At 59.5% G+C, this 24,046-nt stretch carries 17 protein-coding genes and 1 pseudogene; 2 read left to right on the top strand and 16 right to left on the bottom strand.

What is annotated here, in order from left to right; translation table 11 throughout:
* Positions 1 to 3: 3 nt before the first annotated feature.
* The 7 genes and pseudogenes from H035_RS22720 to H035_RS0106375 form a co-directional block, all read right to left on the bottom strand.
* Positions 4 to 905: pseudogene (locus H035_RS22720) on the bottom strand (DUF4011 domain-containing protein); the annotation flags it as partial.
* An 811-nt stretch (positions 906 to 1,716) separates the two neighbouring features.
* Entirely contained in the window at positions 1,717 to 2,238 is a 522-nt protein-coding gene (locus H035_RS21235; RefSeq protein WP_084684845.1) for a DUF4823 domain-containing protein, read from the bottom strand.
* Between the two features lie 286 nt (positions 2,239 to 2,524).
* Entirely contained in the window at positions 2,525 to 3,196 is a 672-nt protein-coding gene (locus H035_RS0106395) for a hypothetical protein (protein WP_022948163.1), read from the bottom strand.
* A 336-nt stretch (positions 3,197 to 3,532) separates the two neighbouring features.
* On the bottom strand, positions 3,533 to 4,546 hold the full coding sequence (hypE, locus tag H035_RS18495; protein WP_022948162.1) for a hydrogenase expression/formation protein HypE: 1,014 nt from the start codon (positions 4,544 to 4,546) through the stop codon (positions 3,533 to 3,535).
* A 48-nt stretch (positions 4,547 to 4,594) separates the two neighbouring features.
* Positions 4,595 to 4,879 carry a hypothetical protein gene (locus H035_RS0106385; protein WP_022948161.1) on the bottom strand — a complete coding sequence of 95 codons (285 nt, stop codon included), beginning with the start codon at positions 4,877 to 4,879 and terminating at the stop codon, positions 4,595 to 4,597.
* Between the two features lie 36 nt (positions 4,880 to 4,915).
* Positions 4,916 to 6,013: a hydrogenase formation protein HypD gene (gene hypD, locus H035_RS0106380; protein ID WP_022948160.1), complete on the bottom strand. Its 1,098-nt coding sequence runs from the start codon at positions 6,011 to 6,013 to the stop codon at positions 4,916 to 4,918.
* Positions 6,000 to 6,284, bottom strand: a complete 285-nt coding sequence (locus H035_RS0106375; RefSeq protein ID WP_235044545.1) for a HypC/HybG/HupF family hydrogenase formation chaperone — start codon at positions 6,282 to 6,284, stop codon at positions 6,000 to 6,002. The genes hypD and H035_RS0106375 overlap by 14 nt, the downstream gene beginning before the upstream one ends.
* Before the next feature lie 293 nt (positions 6,285 to 6,577).
* Between H035_RS0106375 and H035_RS0106370 the strand changes: the two genes are divergently transcribed.
* Entirely contained in the window at positions 6,578 to 7,519 is a 942-nt protein-coding gene (locus H035_RS0106370; protein ID WP_026596270.1) for an IS110 family RNA-guided transposase, read from the top strand.
* A gap of 167 nt (positions 7,520 to 7,686) precedes the next feature.
* Here H035_RS0106370 and hypF read toward each other — a convergent pair whose 3' ends face one another.
* A complete protein-coding gene (gene hypF / locus H035_RS0106365; protein ID WP_022948158.1) occupies positions 7,687 to 10,002 on the bottom strand; it encodes a carbamoyltransferase HypF in 2,316 nt (771 codons plus the stop codon).
* Positions 9,948 to 10,688, bottom strand: coding sequence for a hydrogenase nickel incorporation protein HypB (gene hypB, locus H035_RS18490; RefSeq protein WP_022948157.1), 741 nt, complete (start codon positions 10,686 to 10,688; stop codon positions 9,948 to 9,950). The genes hypF and hypB overlap by 55 nt, the downstream gene beginning before the upstream one ends.
* A 597-nt stretch (positions 10,689 to 11,285) precedes the next feature.
* Here hypB and glgP point away from each other — a divergent pair.
* On the top strand, positions 11,286 to 13,805 hold the full coding sequence (glgP, locus tag H035_RS0106350) for an alpha-glucan family phosphorylase (RefSeq protein ID WP_022948155.1): 2,520 nt from the start codon (positions 11,286 to 11,288) through the stop codon (positions 13,803 to 13,805).
* 2 nt (positions 13,806 to 13,807) lie between these two features.
* Here the strand turns inward: glgP and H035_RS0106345 are convergent, their stop codons facing one another.
* The 7 genes from H035_RS0106345 to H035_RS0106315 form a co-directional block, all read right to left on the bottom strand.
* Positions 13,808 to 14,665, bottom strand: coding sequence for a ferredoxin reductase domain-containing protein (locus H035_RS0106345; RefSeq protein WP_022948154.1), 858 nt, complete (start codon positions 14,663 to 14,665; stop codon positions 13,808 to 13,810).
* Between the two features lie 177 nt (positions 14,666 to 14,842).
* Entirely contained in the window at positions 14,843 to 15,430 is a 588-nt protein-coding gene (locus tag H035_RS0106340; RefSeq protein WP_022948153.1) for an electron transport complex protein RnfA, read from the bottom strand.
* Positions 15,423 to 16,070 (bottom strand): electron transport complex subunit RsxE, encoded by a 648-nt coding sequence (gene rsxE / locus H035_RS0106335; RefSeq protein WP_022948152.1) that lies wholly within the window; start codon positions 16,068 to 16,070, stop codon positions 15,423 to 15,425. The genes H035_RS0106340 and rsxE overlap by 8 nt, the downstream gene beginning before the upstream one ends.
* Positions 16,060 to 16,740 (bottom strand): FMN-binding protein, encoded by a 681-nt coding sequence (locus H035_RS0106330; RefSeq protein ID WP_026596332.1) that lies wholly within the window; start codon positions 16,738 to 16,740, stop codon positions 16,060 to 16,062. The genes rsxE and H035_RS0106330 overlap by 11 nt, the downstream gene beginning before the upstream one ends.
* Positions 16,737 to 17,762 carry an RnfABCDGE type electron transport complex subunit D gene (locus H035_RS0106325; RefSeq protein ID WP_022948150.1) on the bottom strand — a complete coding sequence of 342 codons (1,026 nt, stop codon included), beginning with the start codon at positions 17,760 to 17,762 and terminating at the stop codon, positions 16,737 to 16,739. Before H035_RS0106325 ends, H035_RS0106330 begins: the two co-directional genes overlap by 4 nt.
* Positions 17,762 to 19,093: an electron transport complex subunit RsxC gene (rsxC, locus tag H035_RS0106320; RefSeq protein ID WP_022948149.1), complete on the bottom strand. Its 1,332-nt coding sequence runs from the start codon at positions 19,091 to 19,093 to the stop codon at positions 17,762 to 17,764. The genes H035_RS0106325 and rsxC overlap by 1 nt, the downstream gene beginning before the upstream one ends.
* A gap of 14 nt (positions 19,094 to 19,107) precedes the next feature.
* Positions 19,108 to 24,033 carry a 2-oxoacid:acceptor oxidoreductase family protein gene (locus tag H035_RS0106315; RefSeq protein ID WP_022948148.1) on the bottom strand — a complete coding sequence of 1,642 codons (4,926 nt, stop codon included), beginning with the start codon at positions 24,031 to 24,033 and terminating at the stop codon, positions 19,108 to 19,110.
* Between the last annotated feature and the right edge of the window lie 13 nt (positions 24,034 to 24,046).

The raw sequence follows: 24,046 nt of genomic DNA, 5'->3' as shown, positions 1-24,046 counted from the left end.
GATTCCACTGCGAACGGATTTTCGTTCCAGGGTCACCGGCAGCAAGATCAGCGGCGCGCGGAACCGACGCTCATCCTTCTCGTCGCGTTTCCACAGCAGGAAGCCGAGAGCCAGATAGAGCGTATTCGCGCCGCCTTCCTGAAGTGCTGTCTGAGCTTTTCTGTAAATATCGACCGCTCGCCGGGAGAGTTCCTCTCCAGCGCATCCCGGGCGTATTCTTCCGTGATCACCTCACCGGTACGCTGCTGATGAAGTTCTTCGTCCTGCCCGTGAGTCGTGGGCCGTGGGATCGGCTGGATCGAGATCCGGGCTCCCTCGGCCAGCTTGTCTTCCAGCAGTCCCGGCGCCGGACAGATAAGGCGCAAACTCGTTTTCGTGGACTTGTGATTGAGGAGCGGGTTCCGTGCGGAGAGGTCCAATAGCTTGCGCTGCCATCGCTCCAGACGCCCGGCCGGCGTTTCGGACAGTTCTTCCTCCTCGACGCCATCGTCGAAGTCGGGCAACGCCGGAGCCTCTTCAAGGGTGAGCTCCACGCGTTCGCCGTCCCTCTCTTCTGCCGGCCCCGAAGGCTTGCCGGATTTCAGCCCGAGGGGAGCGATTCGATGGGCACGGGCGCGGCGGATATCAATCGCCGAATTGAAGGTGTCGTCCTTATCTGGAGCGATCACTTCCGTCGCAGCCGCGACGGCCTTAGAAAATGGTGGCGCGGGATGCGACGTCACATAGGTCGTCTCGATCAGCACGAGTTCCTTGAGCTGGATGCGTTTCCTCAGGGTTTCCGCTTCGTCGATGACGATGGTCGTGAGCTCTTCGGGCTGCAACCACACGCCGACCACCGCATGGCCCTTAGGCAATGCGATGATGGGGTTGAGCCCGGCCTGCTCCAATGCCGAGGTGAACAGCATGGTGCAATCGAGGCAGGTCGCTACGCGGTTCTCCAGGACTTGGCTGGGCAATCGGATTTTTTGTCCGTCACGCTCGAAACTCGCCGGGGGCACGGAATAGGTGATGCCGAGGTTGCAGATGGCGGTGTAGACGGCAGACGCGATTTCCCATACCCGTTGGCGGCTCCCCGTCTTGTAGCCGTCGATGCCGTCCTGTTTTCCCGCTTTTCGCAAGATGAGGCTCGCGTCGCGCAACACACTATCCACCGCCGGATCGTTGGGCATGGAGAATGCGGCAAGCAGTTCGGGCATGTAGCCTGCGCCGCCCCATTCGTTATAGGCCAGCAATTCGACGGGCTTCTTCTCTTCCGCCAGAACCGATCCATCCTTTTCGACGGTAATGGTGACGGTGCCGCGCACGGCATCGGCCAGAGCGAGGAGAAAGTCCCCGTCAAGCTCGATATCCCGGTCTTTGACCGAGATCGACCCTTCCGGCGCGATCCGATCCAGCCGCCAAGATTTGGGCTTCAGGAAGGACGGGTTCGACGACAGGCTGACAAATACGTCGTCCAGCCGCGTATCGTGGTCCGCGTTTTCGATCCGCAACTCTCGCAGAAAGGCGAACGCGCTCTGGTGACAAGCGAAGTTTAGTTTCGCTGCCGTTTCACAGTGTATAGCGGTCGCTATAGTTTTCTCCATGTCAACTGTCTCTTCCGATTCCGCCCTTCATCAGCCGGTGCGTAGTGTTCTTATAGAGGTCAACAGAGTCATCATGAAACATAACGCTCAAAGCAGCGGTGCATAGCATCCGCTGCCTTTGCTTGTTAACGCTTTACTGGTATAGGTTAGAAACGTATTCATTTGTAGGCTCTGGCAATAAATCTTGTGGGTGATCTCCACCAAATGTTGCCCATTTACTTTTTCCAGTATAAGAGGAGTTTGCCACCTCTGATTTAGTGACGGCATCATAGATAACTATTTGAATTTCTATGCGATCTGGCTTACCGGACCACTCCGTTGCACGCTCTTCCCAATGAAGGATAACTGGTTTAACGAAGTAACCATATTTCTCAGCATCTATCCCATCTAGGCATTCTTCATCACGACAATCTTGTGCTATGTCGACCTTCCTTGCATTCTTAGAAAAGGCAGCTCTTACTGCATTGGCTGCCATGCGACCGGAGTTCCTGTATTGAGTATTCTCATACCAGCCATCCTCTGGCACCGAAATTAGGACACCCAATGAAGAATCTAGCTTTGCAACAGGTGCTTGGAGCTCTGAGTGACGGTAAGTAGAGGCACATCCAGAAACTACCATCATAACTGTGGTCAAAATTAAAATTCTTATGATCATATGCGCTCCGTGATTGATATTTGCGTTAACGGATCAGCTGTTGAGCCTCGAGCATCGCAGGCAAGAGCTTGTTATACAAGCTCTTGCTGAGAAGCGCAGTGGCTCGAACGGGTTGATAGGCAGAGCGCGAAGCGCGGCGGCTATCAAGCCGGGCGAGTGAAGCGCAGCGGAACTCAACAGCTGATCCGATAGGACAGACCGCGTAAGCGGTCTGTCCTATCGCCATGCTCAGGGGCAGCAAAAAGCAGAGCGAGGAACGAGCGGCGCTTTTTGCTGTCCGCTGGAGCTATTCGTTAGATGTATTTCGCTCATCAATGCCTCGTTTCAAATTAAGCTTTTGCTTGTTTTGCAGTTTGGCGAGATCTCTCGCCCTGCGATAAAGGGACGACAGTATTTTTAGAACGGCTAGCTCATTATTCTCCGCACGAAGATAGAGCTTGGCTAACGTTTCCTTTCGGACACCCATTACCTGTGCAATGTCTCTGACTGATTGGTGAATAAAATCTCGCTCCTTTTCAAGAAGCTTCAGTTCTTCGCTACGAAGGTCGAATTTTGATAGCTTTCGTTCTCTTATGCCTTTCTGGATTGCGCTGTACGTTTTATTTCCTGCAAGCAAGGCGGCAGAAACGTATCCCACAATCAACGAAATGTCCTTTGCGACTTCAACGAGCTGGGAAAGCTCGATGAACCCTGGCGATGCGTATTGAATAGACTTAATCCTCGGCCTGTATTCCCGAGGCATTTTTGAGAAAAGATTTTGATAAAAATTAACCGCGCTATACCCTCCGCGCCAAGGGTACTTGCCGTAAATGTATTGTATTTCTTCTTCAATATAGTCATCTGCCACATCAAGAGAATAGAGAAGGCCGTAAACCTGAATATACACGCGAGTAAGTACATTCAGGTCTGTGAGCTCCCAGCGCCCGTCAATGTGGAGCTTGATATTTTCAACGTCCAATGTGACCTTCCTTTTTCATCTAACGCGAAGCTGAGCGACTTCCGTGCAGGTGGCCCCGGACGGGCCGCCTGGGCGGAGGTTCGACTCTAGCGTCTTGATAGGCGGCGCCCTTTTTATTCCGTATACGCTCGTAGATCGTCATTTTTTGATCCTGCATAAGCGCTTCGGAATGGCACAGCGACGCCGATGATGAATCCCTCTTCCCTTTCTCAATCCGCTCACCTTGATTGGCCTACTCCTGTCGCTCAGCTTCGCGATAATTTCCCATCAAATAATTAGCCCAGCCCACACTTTTCAAGACTAGCCCAGAAATCGGCCAACGTCCAAAATCAGCCCCTAACAAATCCGCGGCAACTGTTCCCCCATGGGCAGGTCCACGATTCGTTCGCCGCCGAAGATTGTGTGCAGAATGACCATTCCCGAGGGCGTTTCCGTGACCTCGCCGACGATGGCGGCGTCGCGGCCGTCGGGGTGATCGCGCAAAGCCGCCAAGGCGGTTTCGGCGATTTTCGGAGCGACGACCGCCACCAGCTTGCCTTCGTTGGCCAGATACAGCGGGTCCAGACCCAGGATTTCGCACATTCCCCGAACCGCTTCCCGCATCGGCAGTTCGGTTTCTCGGAGACGCAGGCAATGGCCGCAGGTTTGGGCGAATTCGTTGAGGACCGCCGCGACGCCTCCCCGGGTGGGATCGCGCAGGGCATGAACGCCGTTGGGGCAGGCCGACAACAGATGCGCGACCAAGTGATTCAGAGGGCGGCAGTCGCTTTCGAGGGTATGTTCCAGGGCCAGTTCGCCTCTCGCGTCGAGCACCGCCGCGCCGTGGTCGCCGATGAAGCCGCTGATCAGGATGCGATCGCCGGGGCGGATGTTGGCCGCGCCTAGATTCACGCCGGGCGGGATTTCCCCTACCCCGCAGGTGGTGATAAAAACCTTGTCCGCCGCCCCGCGCGGCACCACTTTGGTGTCGCCGGTGACGATCCTGATTCCGGCCCGGGCGGCCGCCGCCTTCATGGAAGACGCGATCCGGCGCAGATCGGCCAAGGGCAACCCTTCTTCCAGGATGAACGCGCAGCTCAGGTAAAGAGGCCGGGCGCCGCCCACAGCCAGGTCGTTGACGGTGCCGCACACGGCCAGCTTGCCGATGTCGCCGCCGGGGAAAAAGATGGGGTCGATGACGGAGGCGTCGGTGGTCATGGCGAGTTTGCCGGCGGGAGATTCCAGTCGGGCCTGGTCTTCCAACCTCGCCAGTTCGGGATCGTCGAATATTTCCAGAAACAACTCCCGGATGAGGCCGGCCATGGCCTGGCCGCCGCTGCCGTGAGCGAGGGTTACGGAATGCTCTTTCACGGCCTATGGGAGATTACGATTCCGTTTTGTTCTATCCGGGCCGGCTGTTTACCCATGTGTGGCCTCGGTCAAGGCCTCTTCTATCACTTCGTCGGTGACGCCTCGGCGCTTCAAACTCGCCACTAACGCCGAGACAGTATCGCTATCCAATTTCTCTAAATCCTTTCTAAGACCTTGACCGATATAGGCTCGAATCAAGGGTTGATAACCTGAAAACCCAAGTAAGGGCGCGATACGCTTCAGGTCCTCCACCACATCTTCCGGCATGCGAATCGTAATCGTCGTCATCGGCCGGTTCCGGTCTAGCCGCTTTTTCAGTTTTTCAATCTTCATAGAACTGCCTCTCAGTTCGAGTCGCTTCGCTAGAACTCAAGCCGTATATCTAAAATAAGCGGCGCACGCCCCTTCCGAGGAGACCATCAAGGCGCCCAATGGCGCCTCGGGCCGGCAGCGGCCGCCGAAGTGGGGACACTGACGGGGTTTGAGACGCCCCTTGAGCACTTCCCCGCAAGGGAGGGCTTCTTCCTCGGCCACGTGGGAGACCAAACCGAATCTGCGCTCGGCATCGAAGCGGGCATAATTCGGCCTCAAGCGGACGCCGGAACGGTCGATCTCGCCCAGGCCGCGCCAGCGGGAGTGTTCGGCCAATTCGTAGACCCGTTCGATGGCGGCGCGCCCCGCGCGGCTGCCCTGCTCGTTCACCACCCGCCGGTATTGGTTTTCCAGGCGGCATTTCCCCGCCTCCAACTGGCCCAGCACCATCCACAGGGACTGGAGGATGTCCAGGGGTTCGAAGCCGCTCACCACCGTCGGGACGCGGTATTCGGTCGGGATGAAGCGGAAGGTGTCGGCGCCCACCACCGAGGCGACGTGACCGGGGGCGACGATGCCGTCGAGGGAGAGATCCGGGTCGTCGAGAATGGCGCGCACCGCCGCCGGGGTGGTGATGTGGTGGCACAGGAGGGAAAAGTTCGGGATTTCCTCGGCTTCGGCCCGGAGGACGGTCAGGGCGGTGGCGGGCATGGTGGTCTCGAAGCCGATGGCAAAAAACACCACTTCTCGGTCCGGATGGCGGCGGGCGATTTCCAAGGCATCCAGGGGAGAATACACCACGCGCACGTCCGCTCCCTCGGCGCCGGCCTCGCGGAGGCTACCGGCGCTGCCGGGCACCCTGAGGGCATCGCCGAAGGAGGTGAAGATCACCTCCGGTCGGCGCGCCATTTCGACCGCGGCATCCACCCGTTCTCTGGGAAGGACGCAGACCGGACAGCCGGGACCGTGGACCCATTCGACGGCCTCGGGAAGCATCTGATTCAGACCGTAGCGGAAAATGGCATGGGTGTGGCCGCCGCAGAATTCCATGATTTGAAGCGGCCTGGCGGGAGCGATCGCCTCGAGGCGGGACCTTATGGCTTCGACCAGGGCACGTCCCTTGGCCGGATCGCGGAATTCGTCAACCAGCTGCATCGACTTCCAACTCCGCCAACAGCGTCAGGGTTCGTTCGGCTTCTTCCGCCGAGATGAGGGTCAGGGCGAACCCCACGTGGACCAATACCCACTGACCCACGCAGGCTTCAAGGGATTGCCCTTCCTCCGCCACGCACGCCAGGTTCACCTCGCGCCGCACGCCGCCGATGTCCACTTTGGCCAATTGGCGCTCGGTGTCGGTGATGGCGATGATTTTTCCGGGTACGCCCAGGCACATGGTTTTCTCCTCCTGCCATTGGTCAACACTCACAGTAAATACTTGTTGATGTCGAACGAACCGTGGAATACACCCAAAATGTCTATGCTCGACTTCGACCTCAGGGCAATCGCATGAATGCCATTATCTCCCTTGTATGTTTTGTGTTGCTGGACAGTGGTTGTTTGAGTAGGTTTATGTCTGGCCCGGTGCGGCAGTTCGAAACTCCCTTGGGACACCAAGCCCGTGGGAGAGCGATGAGCGTCGCACCGGTTTTCATGGATACCCCGGACGGTTGCTTGGGCAGATAAGCCCGTATTTTTGCAAGGTTGGGAATCATGAACGAAATGAATGCAGAACAGTTTGTTGGTATTGACGTGTCGAAAGCGACGCTGGATGGGGCGGTCGAGCCTCAAGGTCAGGTATGGCAGGTGGCCTACGATGCCAAGGGGATCGATCAGCTGGTTTTGCAGTTGCAAGAGATCGGGCCGACCTTGATCGTCATCGAGGCCACCGGCGGTTTGGAAACCCAGATTGCGTCTGCCTTGGCGGGTAAGGAATTGCCGGTGGCGGTGGTCAATCCGCGCCAGGTGCGCGACTTTGCCAAGGCCAGTGGCCGGCTGGCCAAGACCGATCGGGTGGATGCCGGGGTGCTGGCGGCGTTTGCCCGGGCCATCCGTCCCCAGGCGCGTCCGCTCAAGGATGCGGACACCCGCGCTTTGGACGATCTGGTGGATCGGCGGCGGCAGTTGATCGGCATCCGGGTTCAAGAGGTCCTCCGATTGAATGGGGCCACGACGAAACCGCTGCAAACCAGTCTGAAAAAGCATATCACCTGGCTGGACAAGCAGATTGACCAGAACGACCGGGACCTGACCCGGCGGTTGCGCGAGTCGGACGCCTGGCGGGCCAAGGACGATCTGCTCAAGAGCATTCCCGGCGTCGGTTCGGTGACCATTGTCACGTTGCTGGCAAAATGCCCGGAGCTGGGCACCCTCAACCGGCGCGAGATTGCCGCGCTGGTCGGCGTGGCGCCGATGGCCAACGACAGTGGCCAGTATCGCGGCAAGCGCTTCATCTGGGGTGGTCGCTCCGAGGTTCGCGCCGTGCTATACATGGCCACGATCTCGGCGATACGCTGTAATGCGGTCATCCGCGCCTTTGCAGAACGCCTCAAAAACGCCGGCAAACCGCCCAAGGTCGTCATCGTCGCCTGCATGAGGAAGTTGCTCACCATCATGAATGCCATGTTGAAAAATAATACCCCTTGGCAGCCACAAAACACTTGACTTTAAACACGGTTGCTCTCCCGCTCTCCCGCCAGCGGGAGAAGGGACTAACGCGAGACACTTTCAAGTGAGTGAGGCGCGATACGCTTTCTGCGATTGGATGATATCCGTCAATTTCTCTTTTACGCTTGACATATCTCACACCTGGCTAGTATTGGAATCAATGGTCAACCTCGTGCGGCGACAATCACCGCCTGCCCCAACGCCAAGCCGCCGTCGTTCATGGGCACTTGCTGCGGAATCCACACTCGAAGCCCCTTGTCTCTCAGACATTCGGTCGTCGTCTCCAGCAAAAGCCGGTTCTGGAATACGCCGCCGGACAGGACCACCATAGGACATTTCATTCGCTCTGCAAAGTGGCCGATCACCCGGCACCAGGCATCCGCCAATCCCAGATGGAAACGGCGGGCCATGATCGTCTTGGGAACCCTCGCGGCGAGATCCGCCAGAACGGCCGGCCACAGGGGGGAAGGGTCCACAATCCAGGTCTCGCCCCGCCTGATGGAGAAAGAATAACCCGACCGCTCATCGCTTTGCCAAGCCCACCGTTCCAGCTCGGCGGCCGCCTGCCCTTCGTAGCTTTGGGTGTCGAAGCGGAGATCGAAGGCGGCGGCCGCAGCGTCGAACAGGCGCCCGCAGGAGGAGGCCGGCGGCGAGCCGAGGCCGGTTTCCAGCATCTTGCGCAAGGCGGGCAAGGGCTTGGTCCGCAGGCCGGGGAAGGCTTCCAGCGGAATCCCCGCCTGCCACAATTGCGCCGCCAGGTTGCGCCACGGCTCGATCATCGCCTTGCCGCCGCCCGGCAGCGGAACGGCCTTGAGGTGGGCGAGACGCCGACAGGTGCGGTAATCGGCCCAAAGCAGTTCGCCGCCCCAAAAAGTGCCGTCGCCGCCGTAGCCGAGCCCGTCCAGGATCAACCCCAACACCGGCCCGGCCGCCTGCGGATGACCGTGTTCGGCCAGACACGCGGCCAGGTGGGCGTGGTGGTGCTGCACTTCGGTCAAAGGGAGGTTTTTTTCCGCCGCCCGGGTCCGTCCCAGCTTGGTGGACAGATATTCGGGATGCATGTCCACCGCCAGACAACGCGGCTCGAAGCCGAATAAATCTTGATACGCCGCCAATTCTCGCCGGTAAAGCCCGTAGCTTCGGGCCTGCTCCAGATCCCCCAGATATTGGGACAAAATCGCCTGCCCGTCGCGCACCAGGCAGAAGCTGTTTTTGAGCTCGCCGCCCAGGGCCAGAATGCCGTTGGATTGTTCGAATCCCGGCGGCAAGGAGACGGGCGCCGGCGCGTATCCCCGCGCCCGCCGCAGTATGCGCATCCGGCCGGCCATCCGGCACACCACCGAATCGTCGCAGGGATGGACGATGGGCCGGTCGTGGAGCAGAAAAGCGTCGGCGATGCCCGTCAGCCGCTCCAGGGCTTCCTCGTTGTCGGCGCACAAGGGATCGCCGCTCACATTGCCGGAGGTGAATACCAGCGGATGATCGAAGGTTTCCAGCAGGAGGTGATGGAGGGGCGTATAAGGCAACACGAAGCCCCAAAGAGCCAAGCCCGGGGCGACGGACTTCGGCAGCGTTCGCCCCCGGCCCTGGAGCAGGACGATGGGCGCGGCGGTCGACGCAAGCGCCCTCTCCTCTTCCGGGTCGACTCGGGCATAGCGGCGCACCACGGCCAAATCCCGCGCCATCAAGGCCAACGGCTTATGCGGGCGATGCTTTCGGGCACGCAGAGCGGTTACGGCTTCCGGCCGCGTGGCGTCGGCCATCAGCTGAAATCCACCCAAGCCTTTGACGGCGATGATTTTGCCTTGGCGCAGCAATCGAACGCACCGCTTGACGGCGGCATCGCCGATTGCATCTTCCGGCGTCAGCCATACTTTCGGCCCGCAGTCGGGACAGGCGGTGGCCTGGGCGTGAAAGCGGCGGTCGGACGGATCTTCGTATTCGGTGCGGCACGCGGAACAAAGGGGAAAGCCCGCCATGCCGGTATGCTCCCGATCGTAGGGCAAACGATGGATGACGGTGAAACGGGGACCGCAGTGAGTGCAATGGGTGAAGGGATAGCGATGGCGGCGCCCGGCGGGATCGAAGGTCTCCTTCAGGCAGTCGGGACAGATCGCCGCATCGGGCGGGACCGATGTCCGCGGCGCCTCGGTCCCGCTGGCTTGGATAATAAAGTCGCCCCGGGGCGGCGGACCGTGCAAGGGCCGATCGATTACCCGCTCGATCCGCGCCAAAGGGGGCGGATTTTCCCGCAGTTCACGCTGGAATTCCGCTAGGGAGGCGGCTGTTCCCCAAACCTCGATTCGAAGCCCCGCCCCCGTGTTGCTGACCGATCCCGTCAACCCGTACCGGCTGGCCAGGCGCCACACGGCGGGTCGAAAACCGACCCCCTGCACCAGGCCGTGGATGCGGGTTTCCAGTCCCGTCAGGCGCTCTCCGCCAGCTTCCCGGTTTTCGTCTCGCGCATCGCACGGAGCCATCGATACCAATCTTCCAACCCTTCGCCGGTTTTCGCCGAAACCTGCACTACCTCGATATCCGGATTGATCCGACGGGCATAGGCGATGCAGCGCTGAACATCGAAATCCACGTGGGGCAAAAGATCGACCTTGCTCAATAGCATGAGCCGCGCGGCGTGGAACATGTTGGGGTATTTCAGGGGTTTATCCTCCCCCTCGGTCACCGACAGAACGACCACTTTGCCGTCCTCGCCCAAATCGAAGCCCGCAGGACACACCAGATTACCCACGTTTTCGATCATCACCGCCGCACCGGGCGCGGGATCGAGATCTCTCAAGGCGTGACCCACCTGATGCGCATCCAAGTGGCATCCCTTGCCGGTATTGATCTGGACCGCCGCCGCCCCGGCCGCTTGAATACGGTCGGCATCGAGCGAGGTTTGCTGGTCCCCCTCGATGACCGCAAAGGGCGCTTCCGCCGCCAAATCCCGGAGCGTCCGCACCAAAAGGGATGTCTTCCCGGCGCCGGGGCTGGCCACCAGATTCAAGGCCAAAATGCCGCGTTCGGCCAACCACTGGCGGTTAGCTTCGGCATAGCGGTCGTTCTTTGCGAGAAGATCTTTTTCAACCTGTAACAAACGGGAAGTATCATCCTGAGGATGATGGTGATGGTGGTGAGAGTCACTGCAACCGCAGGTGGCGCACATAAGGGAACCTCCTATTTATCGTTCCGACTCGACCGCAATATGACAAACAGATCGTTACGACAATATAGCAGCTTAAATAAATTGTTCCTGAATGGAACCTTAACAATTTCCATCGGTCTATGAAATTTAATGGTTCCTAAATCTAAACAGTCAAGAGGAGAGAGGCAAGATAATGGGACTCGCCAAAGCACTCGTTTCTACGCCTGACGATCTCGTCCACGAAGTAATCGAGGAGGAGCAACGATCCCAAGACGACTTTGCCGACAAGACCAGCGATAAACTGACCGAGACTCAGATCAGAAACTACCGGCCCTGCTTTCGAACGGACGAACGGTACTATTGCACCCGGCGCTGCAGATGGTCCCGGGAATGCAAGAAACTTATAGCTGAGTGGTTGCGCTAAGCATCACGCCCGGCGAAGAATATTTTTAGTTAGGAACCATTCCTAACAACTTGACGCCATGATGCCCGCCAAAGCGGGTATTCTTTTTTTGGAAACAGTCTTTCGACTATGCCGCTACCAAGGTTGCTTGCGAACCCTCGAAGCGGCAACTACCATTTATAAATACAACCAATCATCTTAACGGGGCGCTCGCCTTGAATAATTTTCCTCCCGCATACCTGCCGTCCGTTCCCGAACGGCTGTCCGATCTCGTATCCCTCGCCTTGGATCTTCGCTGGTCCTGGAGCCACGTCAGCGATGTTTTGTGGAAAACCCTGGACCCGGATCTCTGGCAACTGACGGCGAACCCCTGGCTGATACTACAAAGCGTTTCGCCCGCGCGATTGGAAGCACTGGCCCAAGACCCGGATTTCTGCCGGCAAGTCGACCAAGTGGCCGCCGAGCGCCTCAGCTTTCTGGAAAAGCCCACTTGGTTCCAGGACTATAAAGGCGACGCCCCCCTCGACTGCATCGCCTATTTCAGCATGGAATACGGGCTCACCGAAGCCCTTCCCCTTTATTCCGGCGGCCTGGGAATGCTCGCCGGGGACTTCCTCAAGTCCTGCAGCGACCTGGGCGTTCCGGTCGTCGGCGTGGGCCTCCTCTACCAAGAAGGATATTTTCGGCAAATCATTGACGAGCAAGGACGCCAGGTGGAGCTCTATCCCCATAACAACCCCTGGGAGCTTCCGATCATGCCGGTCCGGAACGAGGACGGTCAAATACTCAGGCTCCGCTATCACTTCAACGGCTACGACTTGTGGGTGCGGGTCTGGCAGGCGGAAGTGGGACGGATTCGGCTTTATCTCCTGGATCTCAACGACCCGGCCAACCCTCCTTCGGAACGCTGCATTACCGACCGCCTCTACGGCGGCGGCACCGAGCAGCGCCTACAGCAGGAAATGCTGCTGGGGATCGTCGGTTGGCAGCTCTTGAAAACCTTGGAAATCGAACCCACCCTCTGCCACCTCAACGAGGGCCACGCCGCCTTGGCGGTATTGGAAAGGGCGCGCAGCTACATGGAGCGCCACCAGGTGGACTTCGAACTCGCCTTGAGCGTCACTCGCGCGGGCAACCTGTTTACCACCCACACCCCGGTGGAGGCCGGCTTCGATCGTTTTTCGCCCCATATCATCGAACGCTACTTGGGCTTTTACTGCGAGCTTTTGGGGATCTCGCTGGCGGATCTCCTCGCCTTCGGCCGCAGCAATCCCAAAGACTCGAAGGAAAAATTCAATATGGCCTATCTGGCGATTCGGGGGAGCGGCGCGGTCAACGGCGTCAGCCGGCTTCACGGCCGAGTCAGCCGACGCATCTTTCAACCCCTTTTTCCCCGATGGCCGCAGGGGGAAGTGCCGGTGGGCCACGTCACCAACGGGGTACATACGCCGTCCTGGGATTCGCCGCCCTCCGATAAACTCTGGACCGAAGCTTGCGGCCAGGAGCGCTGGGTCTGCGATCCCTCCCGCCTGGGCAAACAAATCCGCAAGCTCAAGGAAAAGGATATTTGGGAATTCCGCTCCCGCAACCGCAAACGGCTGGTGGCGTTCGTGCGCGACTATCAAGCTCAGCGTCCCACCGCCTTCAATTACCTTCCCCCCAAAACCACCCTGCTCGATCCCAATATTTTAACCATCGGATTTGCGCGCCGTTTCACGAGCTACAAACGCCCCAACCTCCTGTTGAACGATCCGGAGCGCCTGCTCAGGCTTCTAAGCGACCCCCAGCGGCCGATGCAGCTCATTTTAGCGGGCAAGGCGCATCCGCAGGACAAGGACGGCAAAGCCCAGCTGACCGCCTGGATCGACTTTATCCGCAGCCATACCGAGATCGCCGGAAGAGTGATTTTTCTACCCGACTACGACATGCAACTGGCCGAACAACTGGTGGAAGGCGTGGATGTGTGGGTGAATACGCCGCGGCGGCCGTGGGAAGCGTGCGGCACATCGGGGATGAAAGTGTTGGTCAACGGCGGGATCAATATCTCGGAATTGGACGGCTGGTGGGAGGAGGCTTACGACGCCTCGGTGGGCTGGGCCATCGGTGACGGCGCCGAACACGACGCCGACCCGGCCTGGGATCGAATCGAAGCGCAGCAATTATATGATGTGCTCGAACAGGAAGCCGTTCCGGCGTTCTATACCCGCGATTCCAACGGCATCCCGAACGCCTGGGTGGAAAAGATGCGCGAGAGCCTGGCCAAACTGACCCCCTACTACTCCGCCAACCGGATGGTGCGCCAATACATCGATCATTATTATGTACCCCAATCGCAGGCCCTGACGCGCCGTCACCAAAACAACCAATCCCTCGCCCGGCAGCTCCTAATGTGGAGCCGGAATCTTAAAACCCACTGGCACACCATCCACTTCGGCACCCCCAAAATCGACTCCCGCAACGGAAACCACCATTTTCAAATTCCGGTTTATCTGGGCAACGTGGCACCGGAAGGGATTCGGGTGGAACTCTACGCCGACCCGCTTTCCCCCGACGAACCGCCGGTAAAAATCCCTCTCACGCCTTCCCATCCCCTGCTCGGCGCCGCCAACGGTTTTCTCTACGAAGGCGAGGCATCCACCGACCGACCGGCGGAACATTACACCGTCCGGGTGGTTCCTTATCGGACCGAGGCCTTCACACCTTTGGAAATCACCGAAATCGCATGGCAGTCGTGAGATCAGTAAATCAATTCCGTCCAGCGCCCGCCGGCGACCAGTTCGGCCTTGCGGCGCTGCCACTGTTCGGCCGAGCCCGCCATCTGGACAAAGGCCTTGTCCAGCATTTCTCGTATGCTTTGCAGACCGGCGACGTAGACCCAGGTTTCGGGGCTGGAGACCATCTCCCACACTTCCCGTCGATGTTCCGTTAAAGCCCGGTCCAAAGCCGCGGGCTCGTCCCAATGGGGACGGGGACTAAGGGCCTTGAAGGCGCGGAAGGTTTCGCGGTCGTAGTAGTTGGCGAAATCGTCGCGTTCGTCGTTCATGTAAACCATCTCGAGACCGGTTTTGGCGCCGTAAAAGAGCCGCACCTTACCCTCCCATCCGCCCAGATTGCGGTAGATGTGCTTGACGAAAGCACGGAAAGGGGCAATGCCGGTACCCAAGCCGATCATGAGCAGATTCGCCTCCCGATCGTCGGGCACTTCGAAGGGCAGGCCATAGGGGCCGGTAATCGTGATTCGGTCCCCTGCCCGGCGATCGCACAGATAATGGGAAGCGATGCCTTTGTAGCGCTCGCCGCTGTAGTCGTCGATGTAGTCGACGCGCTTCACGCAAAGGGTAATAATCGGATTGCCGCTGGGCATCGGAGTGGGCTCGTTGGCGATGCTGTAAAGGCGGAAATGCACCTCGTGACCCAGCGCATGTCGGCCCGGCACCAGGACACCGACACTCTGGCCCGCCTCGAAGTGGAAATCCGGATGATCGACTTCCAGCACCAGCTCTCTGACTTCGTCGCATTCCTCCGGCGTGATCCGGGTACTGCTTTTGACCGTCGCCTGGTATGGGCGCTCGAGATCGTAATCCTGTAAACGCATGGTCTTACCCTTTGTTTGGATGGTCGGCGTTGGTTGTGTCACATGCTCCGAAACAGCGGCATTCGCGGCAGGGCGTGAATGACGTCCCGGCTTCGAAACGGCGACTCAAGGCCTGTACCCCAACCCACAGCATGAGCAGGGCGATGACAATCGAAGCGGCGGTCAAATAGCTCACAATCATTGCGCTGTTCCGAGGCCCGCAAAGCCCATGAACGTCATCGACAGAATGCCGGCGACCATCAAAGTGACCGCTGTCCCCTTGGCCAAGTCCGGCACGTTGGAGAATTCCAGTTTCTCGCGCAGCCCCGCCATCAGGGTCAGGGCCAGGGTGAATCCCGCCCCCGCCCCCAGGGCGAAGACGATGGACTGGAAAAAATCGTAGCTGCGGTTGGTTTGGAACAAGGCGACGGCGAGGATTGCGCAGTTGGTGGTGATGAGGGGCAAAAAGATGCCCAGCGAGCGATATAAAAGGGGGCTGATCTTTTTGATGAACATTTCGATCAATTGGACCAGCGCCGCGATCACCACCACGTAGGCGATCAGTTGAAGATAAGGGGCATGGGCCAGCTGCAGCAGAATATGGATGCCGTAGGCGCTGACCGAGCTGATCAACATGACGAAAGTCACCGCCGCCCCCATGCGGGTGGCGTTGCCCAGTTTGCCGGAGACGCCCAAAAACGGGCAAATCCCCAGGAAATAGGCCAATACGAAATTGTTGATCAGGCTGGCGTTGATGAACACCGACCACAGAGATTGTTCACTCACCGTAGACCTCCTCCCCTGTCGAAGCGCGAGCCTTGCGTTGTTTCAGCCAACCAAATACCAACAGCCAGGCGCCGAGGGTAAAGAAGCCCCCGCCGGGCAGAAGCATGATCGCCCAGCCTTGGTAGGTCTCGGGAAACAAGGGGAATCCCAACAAAGCCCCCTTCCCCAGGGTTTCCCGTACCCCGCCGAGACACAGCAAGGCGAAGGTGAATCCCGCCCCCATGCCCAGCCCGTCGAGGACGGACCGGGCCACGGTGTTTTGCGAGGCGAAGGCCTCGGCGCGGCTGAGAATGATGCAATTGACCACGATCAGCGAGATGAAGGCGCCCAAAGCGCCATGCAATTCCAGGCTGACGGCCTGAATGAAATAATCGACCGCCGTGACGAAGGTGGCGATGATCAGGATGAAGCAGGCGATACGCACTTGTTTGGGAATGAATCGACGCAAGGTCGAGACCAGCAGGTTGGACATAATGAGCACGAAGGCAGTCGCCAAACCCATGGTCAAGCCATTGACGGCCGTATTGGTAACGGCCAGCGTCGGGCACATGCCGAGCACGTGCACGAACACCGGGTTGTCCCGCCACAGCCCCTTGAGGAATTCGTCCGTGTATGGCGGCGTTGCGTTGTCATGACCCATGAGACGTCTCCCGGTTCGCTAGGCGAGGCACCCAAAATCGCGCGCTTTGTTCCACAATGCGGCCCACCGCCCGGGAAGAGACGGTAGCGCCGCTAATGGCATCGATCTGCCACGGCTTCGGGGCTTGATCGGCTGGAACGACCTCGATGGGATGGGCCAGTTTCGATCCATCCGCCGCCAGGCGCACATCGAGTTGCCGGAAATTGCGGAGAAAGTCGGGATCGCTGGCGATGCGGGCGCCCAGGCCCGGCGTCTCCCGGCTTTCCAACACCACCATCCCCACGATGGCGGATTGCTTCGGGGCGTAGCCGTACAATAATCGAATGGTATCCTGATAACCCATGCCTTGCGCCTCGATGGCGTATCCCAACAGACGTTGTCCCTGGTCATAGCAGGCATAGACCGCAGCGCCCGTATCGGACTCGTCCGTCATCCTTTTGAATTGCCCCTCGGCGTTCAGATGAAACGCCGTATAAGTCCGAGCCAAAGGGAAGATCGTGAAGATGGCCTGGCGCAGTGCCGCTGCTTGATTCTTGCGGATGATCGGTGCGGTGTATTCAAACACCGAGACGATCACCAGCGAGCAGATCAGGCCGAGGCCCACCAGAGCGCGATACATGGGCCAATCCGTGCTTTGCATCGACTTGCTGTCCGTGGTTCTCGCGTTCACGGTTCTCGACCTCGCTTTCCGGTGCCATAAGTGATGGGCTGTATCGCACGGTCGATCAGGGGCGAAACCGCATTGCCGAACAAAATGGCGTACATGACCCCTTCGGGCATCGCCCCCCACAGCCGGATTGTCATCGCCACCGCGCCGATCAGCAAGCCATAGATGAAACACCCCGCCCCGGTAAGCGGCGAGGCAACCATGTCCGTGGCCATGAACAGAGCGCCCAGCATCAAACCGCCGGAGAACAGCATGAATGGGGGTGCGGCATAGGTCTCAGGCTCAAGGCCGTGAGTTATCCCGCTCAGCGCCGCGACTGCCGCAAAAATACCCGCCGGAATCCGCCAATTCGCCATTTTTCGGGCAATCAGATAGAAACCGCCTGCCAGCAACAACAGGCTGGCGGTTTCTCCGGTCGACCCACCGGTCAGACCGAGAAAAAGATCCACGGTCTCGGTGGTCTGCCGTTCGAATTTAAACGCCGCCAAGGGGGTGGCACCGGTCATCGTGTCATAGACGGGTTCGGCGAAGGGATAAGCCAAGGTGGAACGGGGCAGGATCTGAAATCTGTCGGCGCTCAATACCGGCACCCAGCTGGTCATGGCCGAAGGAAACGCCGCTTGGAGAAAGGCCCGGCCCACCAGGGCGGGATTGAACAAATTGCCGCCCAAACCGCCGAACAGGAATTTGCCCAAGGCCACCGCGACCATCCCGCCCAAGATCACCATCCACAGGGGCAGTCCCGGCGGCAGCGTCATACCGTAGATCAGTCCGGTAATGGCCACCGACCAATCGTTGACCGTGGAAGCGCGTCCCGTGGCCCGGCAAAGAAGATGTTCGGTCGCCACGCAAGTCAGCACGGCCGTCGTCAGCAGCACCAAGGCGGCGAGCCCGAAGACGTAGACGGAGAAGACGGCGGCCGGCAACAGGGCGTACACGACGTTGCGCATAATCGCCTCAACCCCGATGGGGCTTCTGATATGCGGCGAAGAGCGGATGGTTAAGGTTTTTTCAACGGCGTTCATCAGGCGGCCCGGCGTTTCTTGATCCGCTGTTTGGCCACGCGGAAATGCTGAACCAATGGAATGCGGGAGGGGCACACATAACTGCAGGCGCCGCATTCGAAGCAGTCCATCAGATCGAAGGATCGGGCCATTTCCTCATACCGTTCCCGCTTGGCCAGCAAACCCAACCGGGCCGGATTCAATCGCACGGGACAGGCCGCCACGCAGTAACCGCAATGGATGCACGGCAGGACCTTCTCGGCCCGGTAAATCTGCGCTTCCGTAAAGGCGACGAATCCGTTGATGCCTTTGGTGATCGGAATATCCAAACTGGGTACGGCCTGGCCCATCATCGGCCCACCCAGAAACACCTCGGCCAAATCGTCGCCGACCCCCACCCACTCCAGGGCAAAGCGAAGGGGGGTACCGATGGGAATGCGATAATTGCCTTTCTTCTTCACCCCCGGGCCCGTGATGGTGATCACCCGCTCTTGAATCCCCCGGCCGTGGGGCAGCAAACGACCGATTTCAGCGGCCGTGGCGACGTTGACGCCGATGACGTGGACTTCATAGGGATGGTGCCCCGAGGGCACTTCGCGATTGAGCAAAGCCTGGATGACCATTTTTTCCGCGCCTTGGGGATATTTGACGGCCAACACCTCCACCATTACCGGCAAATTATTCGGCGCCTGCCGACGCAACTTCTCCGCCGCATCTTGTTTATTGGCCTCCACGGCAATGATCGCCCGCTCGGCGCCGGTCGCCTTGAGCAGGTAACGGATACCCAGGAAGATATCGTCGGTCTGCTCCAACATGACCCGGTGATCGGTGGTCAGATAAGGTTCGCATTCGACCCCGTTGATCAGCAAGGTATCGACGGTCTTTCCCTCGGGGATTCGGAGTTTCGCGTGGGCGGGGAAAGCGGCACCGCCCAGCCCCACGATGCCGGCTTGCTGAACGGCGTCGATGATCTGCTCCGGGGTGGTGGTCTCCACGCGGCAGGGCGTTCCCTCGATCACTTCCTGGGTGGCGCCGGGAAAACACTGAAGATACATGCCCGGCACCATGTGGCCGTCGATATTCGGCACTAGGGCGATGCGTTTGACGACGCCCGAAGCCGGCGCATGGACGGGTACGGAGATAAAGCCGTCGGCGCGGGCCAATAGCTGGCCGCGCGCCACTTCTTGGCCTTCGGCAACCACGGGGATGGCCGGCTTGCCGATGTGTTGCTGCATCGGAATCACCATGACCGGGGCGAAGGGAAATTGCCGAATGGGCGAGCCGCGGGTCTCGTCCTTGCACTCGGGGGGATGGATCCCCCGGGGAAATGTTTTATGTCTACGCCACAGCATCACTGGTTGCCCGGCTATTGATTGAATTTCTTCCCGCGTTCGATCCACTTGTCAATCTCCCGCTCGGACCGGTCTTTGGGTAGGCCGGGATGGATGATCCTTGCCGGACAGCGCTCCGCCGCTTTGACCAGATCTCGATAGGGACCGCCCTTGGGGTTCTTGATATAGGCTTTATTCTCCTCGTTGTAGGCGAAGATTTCCGGATTCAGGGAAATGCACTCCCCGCAGCTGGTGCATTGTTCGGAGTCGATCCAGGGCGCCATGTAGGCCGCCTCGCCTTGGGGGGCGGCTTTCGGTTCGGCCTCCGGCGTTGTCTCCGCGGCTGCCCCTTCCGCCAGAGAGATCAGGCCCTCGCCTTCCCCGCCGGTCAGCTTCATGAGTCCTTGGGCAAGACGGGACACGACTTCTCGGCGAATCTCGTTTTCCATGTCTTCCCGGCTCGGCCCCTCGGGCTCCATGAGCCCGGCGATCGCCCGGAGCATCGTCCAGAAGTTACGCCGATCCTCGCAGGAGGCGACCATGGTGCGATCCACCAATAAACGGGTGAGCTGTTGCTGGTGGTCGACGCTCCAGATAAAGGGATACTTGCCTTGGCGACCGGCTTCGTCGAGGTCCAGGAAATCGACCAGCGGAAGCATGTCTTCGTGCCAGGTGTCCGGCGGCGCCTGACGGAAATGTTTGCGGAATCGCACTTCGGTCATGGCGAAGTCGGCGAAGGTCATGGGCAATTCCATTTGCTTTTGCCGGCTGCCGTCCCGGTAGGTGAGCGTGTAAGTGGGCCAATCCTCGTGCAGCGCCGGGTTGCCGTGCAGATCGAAGCATTCGGCCGGCACGGGCCCCTTGTCCGGGTCGAAGTGGAACAGAGGATAGGCCCGCCCTTCCACCGCCAGCCTTGCCTGATGCTGGGCCATGTCGTCGCCGATGCCGTGCTCCGGCTGGCAAGAGGTATAGCAATTGAACACGGCCGGGCGTCTGCTCTGCAAGCCTTGGATGAAGCCTTCTATCATGTGACTGGGGTAGGCGATGGTGCTCTGGGAGACATAAGTGGTCCGGTGGGCCATGCCGATCAGCCCCATTTCCTTCCGCACCTCCTGCTTGCCTTGGGTGATTTTGCCGAAGGGCGACATATCGGCGATCTGGCCTTCAAAGCCCGAGGTGCAAGCCTGGCCGCCGGTGTTGGAATAGACCTGGGTGTCCACCACCAGCACCTTGATCGGTTTGCCCGACATCATTAGGCGGGAAAGATTCTGAAATCCGATATCGTAAAGCGCGCCGTCGCCGCCGATCACCGCCACCGGCGGGCACAAGCGAAATTCCTCGTCGGAAAAATGCTGCCAATTGAAATAAGTGAAGAATTCGTCGTGCTCGGCCGGATCGTATCGATCGGAAAGTTCCAACTCGGCCGTGCGAATGGCCTTGAAGCCTTCGGCCATCTTGGCCATGTGGCCTTCGAACACCCCCATGGCCATGGAGGCGCTGTCCTGGAACAGATGATTGGCCCAGGGGAAGGGATAGGGATTGAACGGATAGGTGCTGCCCCAGACCGAGGTGCAACCGGTGGCATTGATGATGCCCATGGCGGTGCGGCCCCGACCGGTATTGCCTTCGGTGTATTTCCATTGCAAGTGTTTGAGCTTGGCCAGAAGATCGGTAACCCGCCGCAGCCAGCTTTCGTCGATGGGTCGAGTGCCGCGCAGCCGTTCGACTTGGTTGGCGATGCGCCCCAGCGTGAGATCCCCTTCCCCCATTCCGGCGACCACCTCGCGAATGGCGGCGATGTCGTCGATATCGATTTCCTCCACCAGTTTGCCTTCGATATGGCGTTCCAGGCGCCCGATGAGATCGTCCAGGTAGGCGACGTGTTGGGCGATCCGCGGTCGCATCAGGGCCTCGATGGCGGCGGTGAACAGATGAATCACCGTCTTCTCGGCGCAGCCCATGCAGGCGCCGTCGCCGCTGGTAAACTGCAAATAGACGTTTTTATCCAAAAGCATCGTCTCCAACGGACCGATGCCTTCTTCCAAATCGGCGTTGATGTATCGTTTGGGGGTGTTGGGCAGGTCCAGCCACATATCCCAACGGTTGCGCAACTGCGCCACCGATTCTTCCGTCTGCGGGACTTCTCGCAGGGCGTCGTAGGGACAGGCCTCGATACATTCCCCGCAGCCTTTGCAGGTATAGGGATCGATGTTGATGGTGAAAAGTCCGCCACTGCCGGATTCCTCATTTTCCGGCACCGTGTAAAAAGGTCGGGTAAGGGCGAAGTCGAAACCGTCCAGCTCGTCCCGAAAGTATTGAAACTCCTGCTTCAAGTCCGCCTTCGCATCCGGTTCGGCCTCGGCAACGACCGCGTCCATGGCGTCTTCCAGCATGGCCTGAACGGAGTCGCTCTCCTCCCCCTGGTTGAACAGCGTTCGCAGCTTGCCCTCCATCAGCCGCACCGCCCCGGGCAAATGCGCCACGGCGTGGCCGTGCTTCCGGACCCGCTTGACCACCGTGTCGAGCACTTGCGATACCTCACAGACCAGCCCGGGGATGGCCGTGTCCGGGCAGACGGTGTAGCACTTGCCGCAGGCGGTGCAGTTTTCGGCGATCCATTCCGGGTGATGGAAACGGATACTGGTCATGTCCCGGAACAAGGCGGTGGAAGCGGGCATGATGCCGAGCCCGATGAAGGGGTCGGAAATATTGTCGCTCCCCATGCCCCGGGCATAAAAGCTGCCGGTTTGTTCCCAGAAGCGATGAATATCGGCGGTCCGGGTTGTGGCTTGGGGAAGCCGCTTGACCATGACCGGCATGGGGGGTTCCGCCTTTCGGGTCTCGGTTATGGCTTCGCGCTCGGCGAGGGCTTTTTCGGTGATCTCGCGCACTTCGTCGTAGCCGCGCTTGACCACCCTGATATTGTCTTCCACCACCCGGGCGCCCTTGGCGCCGAATTTTTTTTCCAGTTGCCGGCGGATCGCCTCGAGGAGCGCCTTCTCACTCAATCCGGCGTTTTCCATCACCGGCGAGGCGGCGAAGAAAGCGCCTTGGAAGGCGATGCCCTGCATCCGCAGTTGAAGATCGGGGTCGGTCGCTTCTTCGCGGGCGATCTTGAAGGCATCCAGGAAGAACACGCGGATATCCTTATCCGCAATGACTTGTTGGAAGGGCGCCGGAATGGATGCCCACACCTTTTTCGGCGATTCTAGCTCGCTTTGAATGATGAATACCCCGCCTTCGCGCAGCCCGGCCACGGCATTGGCGTGGTGGAAGACATTGGGATCGGGCGAGAGCACCGCGTCGACGTACTGGTATTCGCAGTTGATGCGAATCGGTTCCGGGGCGGCGGACAAGTAATAGGTGGTGGGCTGGCCCTTTTTCTCGGCCCCGTACTTGGGATTGGCCTTGACGTGATAATCCAGCAGATCGAACAAGGTCATGGCCAGATTCTTGCCGGTGGTGATGGCGCCCCAACCGCCCACCGAATGCATGCGGACGGTGATGCTGCCGGCGGGCATGAGATTGGGATTCTCGCTCCCGTGAAGCGCCAACTCTTTTACGTGGGGATAGGATTCTTCGATGGTCTGCTGATAGATTTCCTGCTTGGGAGTCACCGCTTTGCGGATGAAATCGATGCCCAGGTAATAAAATTTTTGTTGCCTGCCCTCGGGCAGCATGTTTTCCACCGCGGCAATCAAGCCTTCCGGCTGCAAATCGCGGCTGCCCATGCCGAAGGCGCCGGAATAGAGGCTGGGGATATCGGCGATGCGATCGTACCCGGCCAGCCCGGGAAACGGTTCGGCCTTCTCTCCGCGGCCGTTTTCGATCGCTTTGCTGATCGTGGCCCGCACTTCGCGCATCAAGGGCAAATCGGCCGCCAGGGGTTGGTCGGTTCGTTCCAGGACGGCAACGCCCTTGCGGCCTTTTAGAATCGCGCTCAACCGATCGGACGGGAAGGGCCGGAACATGACCAGGTCGACCACACCGACTTTGATACCCCGGGTCTCGCGCAGATAATCGACCACCGCCTCGGCACTCGATACCACACTGCCCTGCCCCAGGATGAGATAATCCGCATCTTCGGCGCGATAGGTCAGCACCCGATCATAGCGCCGCCCCGTCAGCCCGAAAAATGCTTCGAAGGTCTCGTCGGCAATGGCCGGGAGATGATCGAAAAAGAACGGCCGTTGGGCGGCCACGCTTTGCATATAGGAATCCTGGTTTTGAACGATGCCCGCCATGACCGGATTGTCCACGTCCCACAACGCCGGAATCCGCCGGCGGGTATCGCCGTATAGAATGCGCTGAGCCGGAGTGGGCGTGGGGATGATATCGTCCGGGCGTCCCAGAAACTCCAGAATGAGCGCCCGTTCCGGGATGCGCAGCGATTCGATCAGATGGGTGGTCAGAAAACCGTCCTGGGCGACGATGCCGGGATTGAGCGCTGTCTCGGCGATGCGATGGGCGATAATATTCAGATCCGCGGCGTGTTGGGCGTTCTTGGCAAATAATTGAAAGAAGCCGGTGTCGTCGATGCAGTGATAGTCGTCGTGACTGGCATGGACGTTGAGGGACGCCTTGCTCAAGGCTCGGGTCCCCATGTTCAGCACATAGGTCAGGCGCTTTCCCACCGCCGCGTACAGCGACTCGTGCATGTAGGCGATGCCCTGACTGGAAGAGAAGTTGGCGGCGCGCAAGCCGCTCATGGAGAGGCCTGCGGTGACCGCGGCGGCGGCATGCTCGCCTTCGGGCTCGATAAAGATCAAAGGACGGCCGGCGATGTTGATGTGGCCATTGGCGGCGGCCTCCGCCCAGTACTCGCCCATCTGGGTGGAAGGGGTGATGGGGTAGGCACCGGCCGCGTCCGTGGATTCCCGTTCGCAGGCAATGACGGCGGAGTTGCCGTCCAAAGCGGCCCAGATGCCCGGGTATTTGTAGGTCTGCGCTTTCGTTGACATAATTCTCCTGCGA

The sequence above is a fragment of the Methylohalobius crimeensis 10Ki genome, assembly GCF_000421465.1.
GTDB classification, from domain to species: domain Bacteria; phylum Pseudomonadota; class Gammaproteobacteria; order Methylococcales; family Methylothermaceae; genus Methylohalobius; species Methylohalobius crimeensis.
The sequence above is the reverse complement of the archived record's forward strand: the minus strand, read 5'-3'. Positions and strand labels throughout refer to the sequence as shown.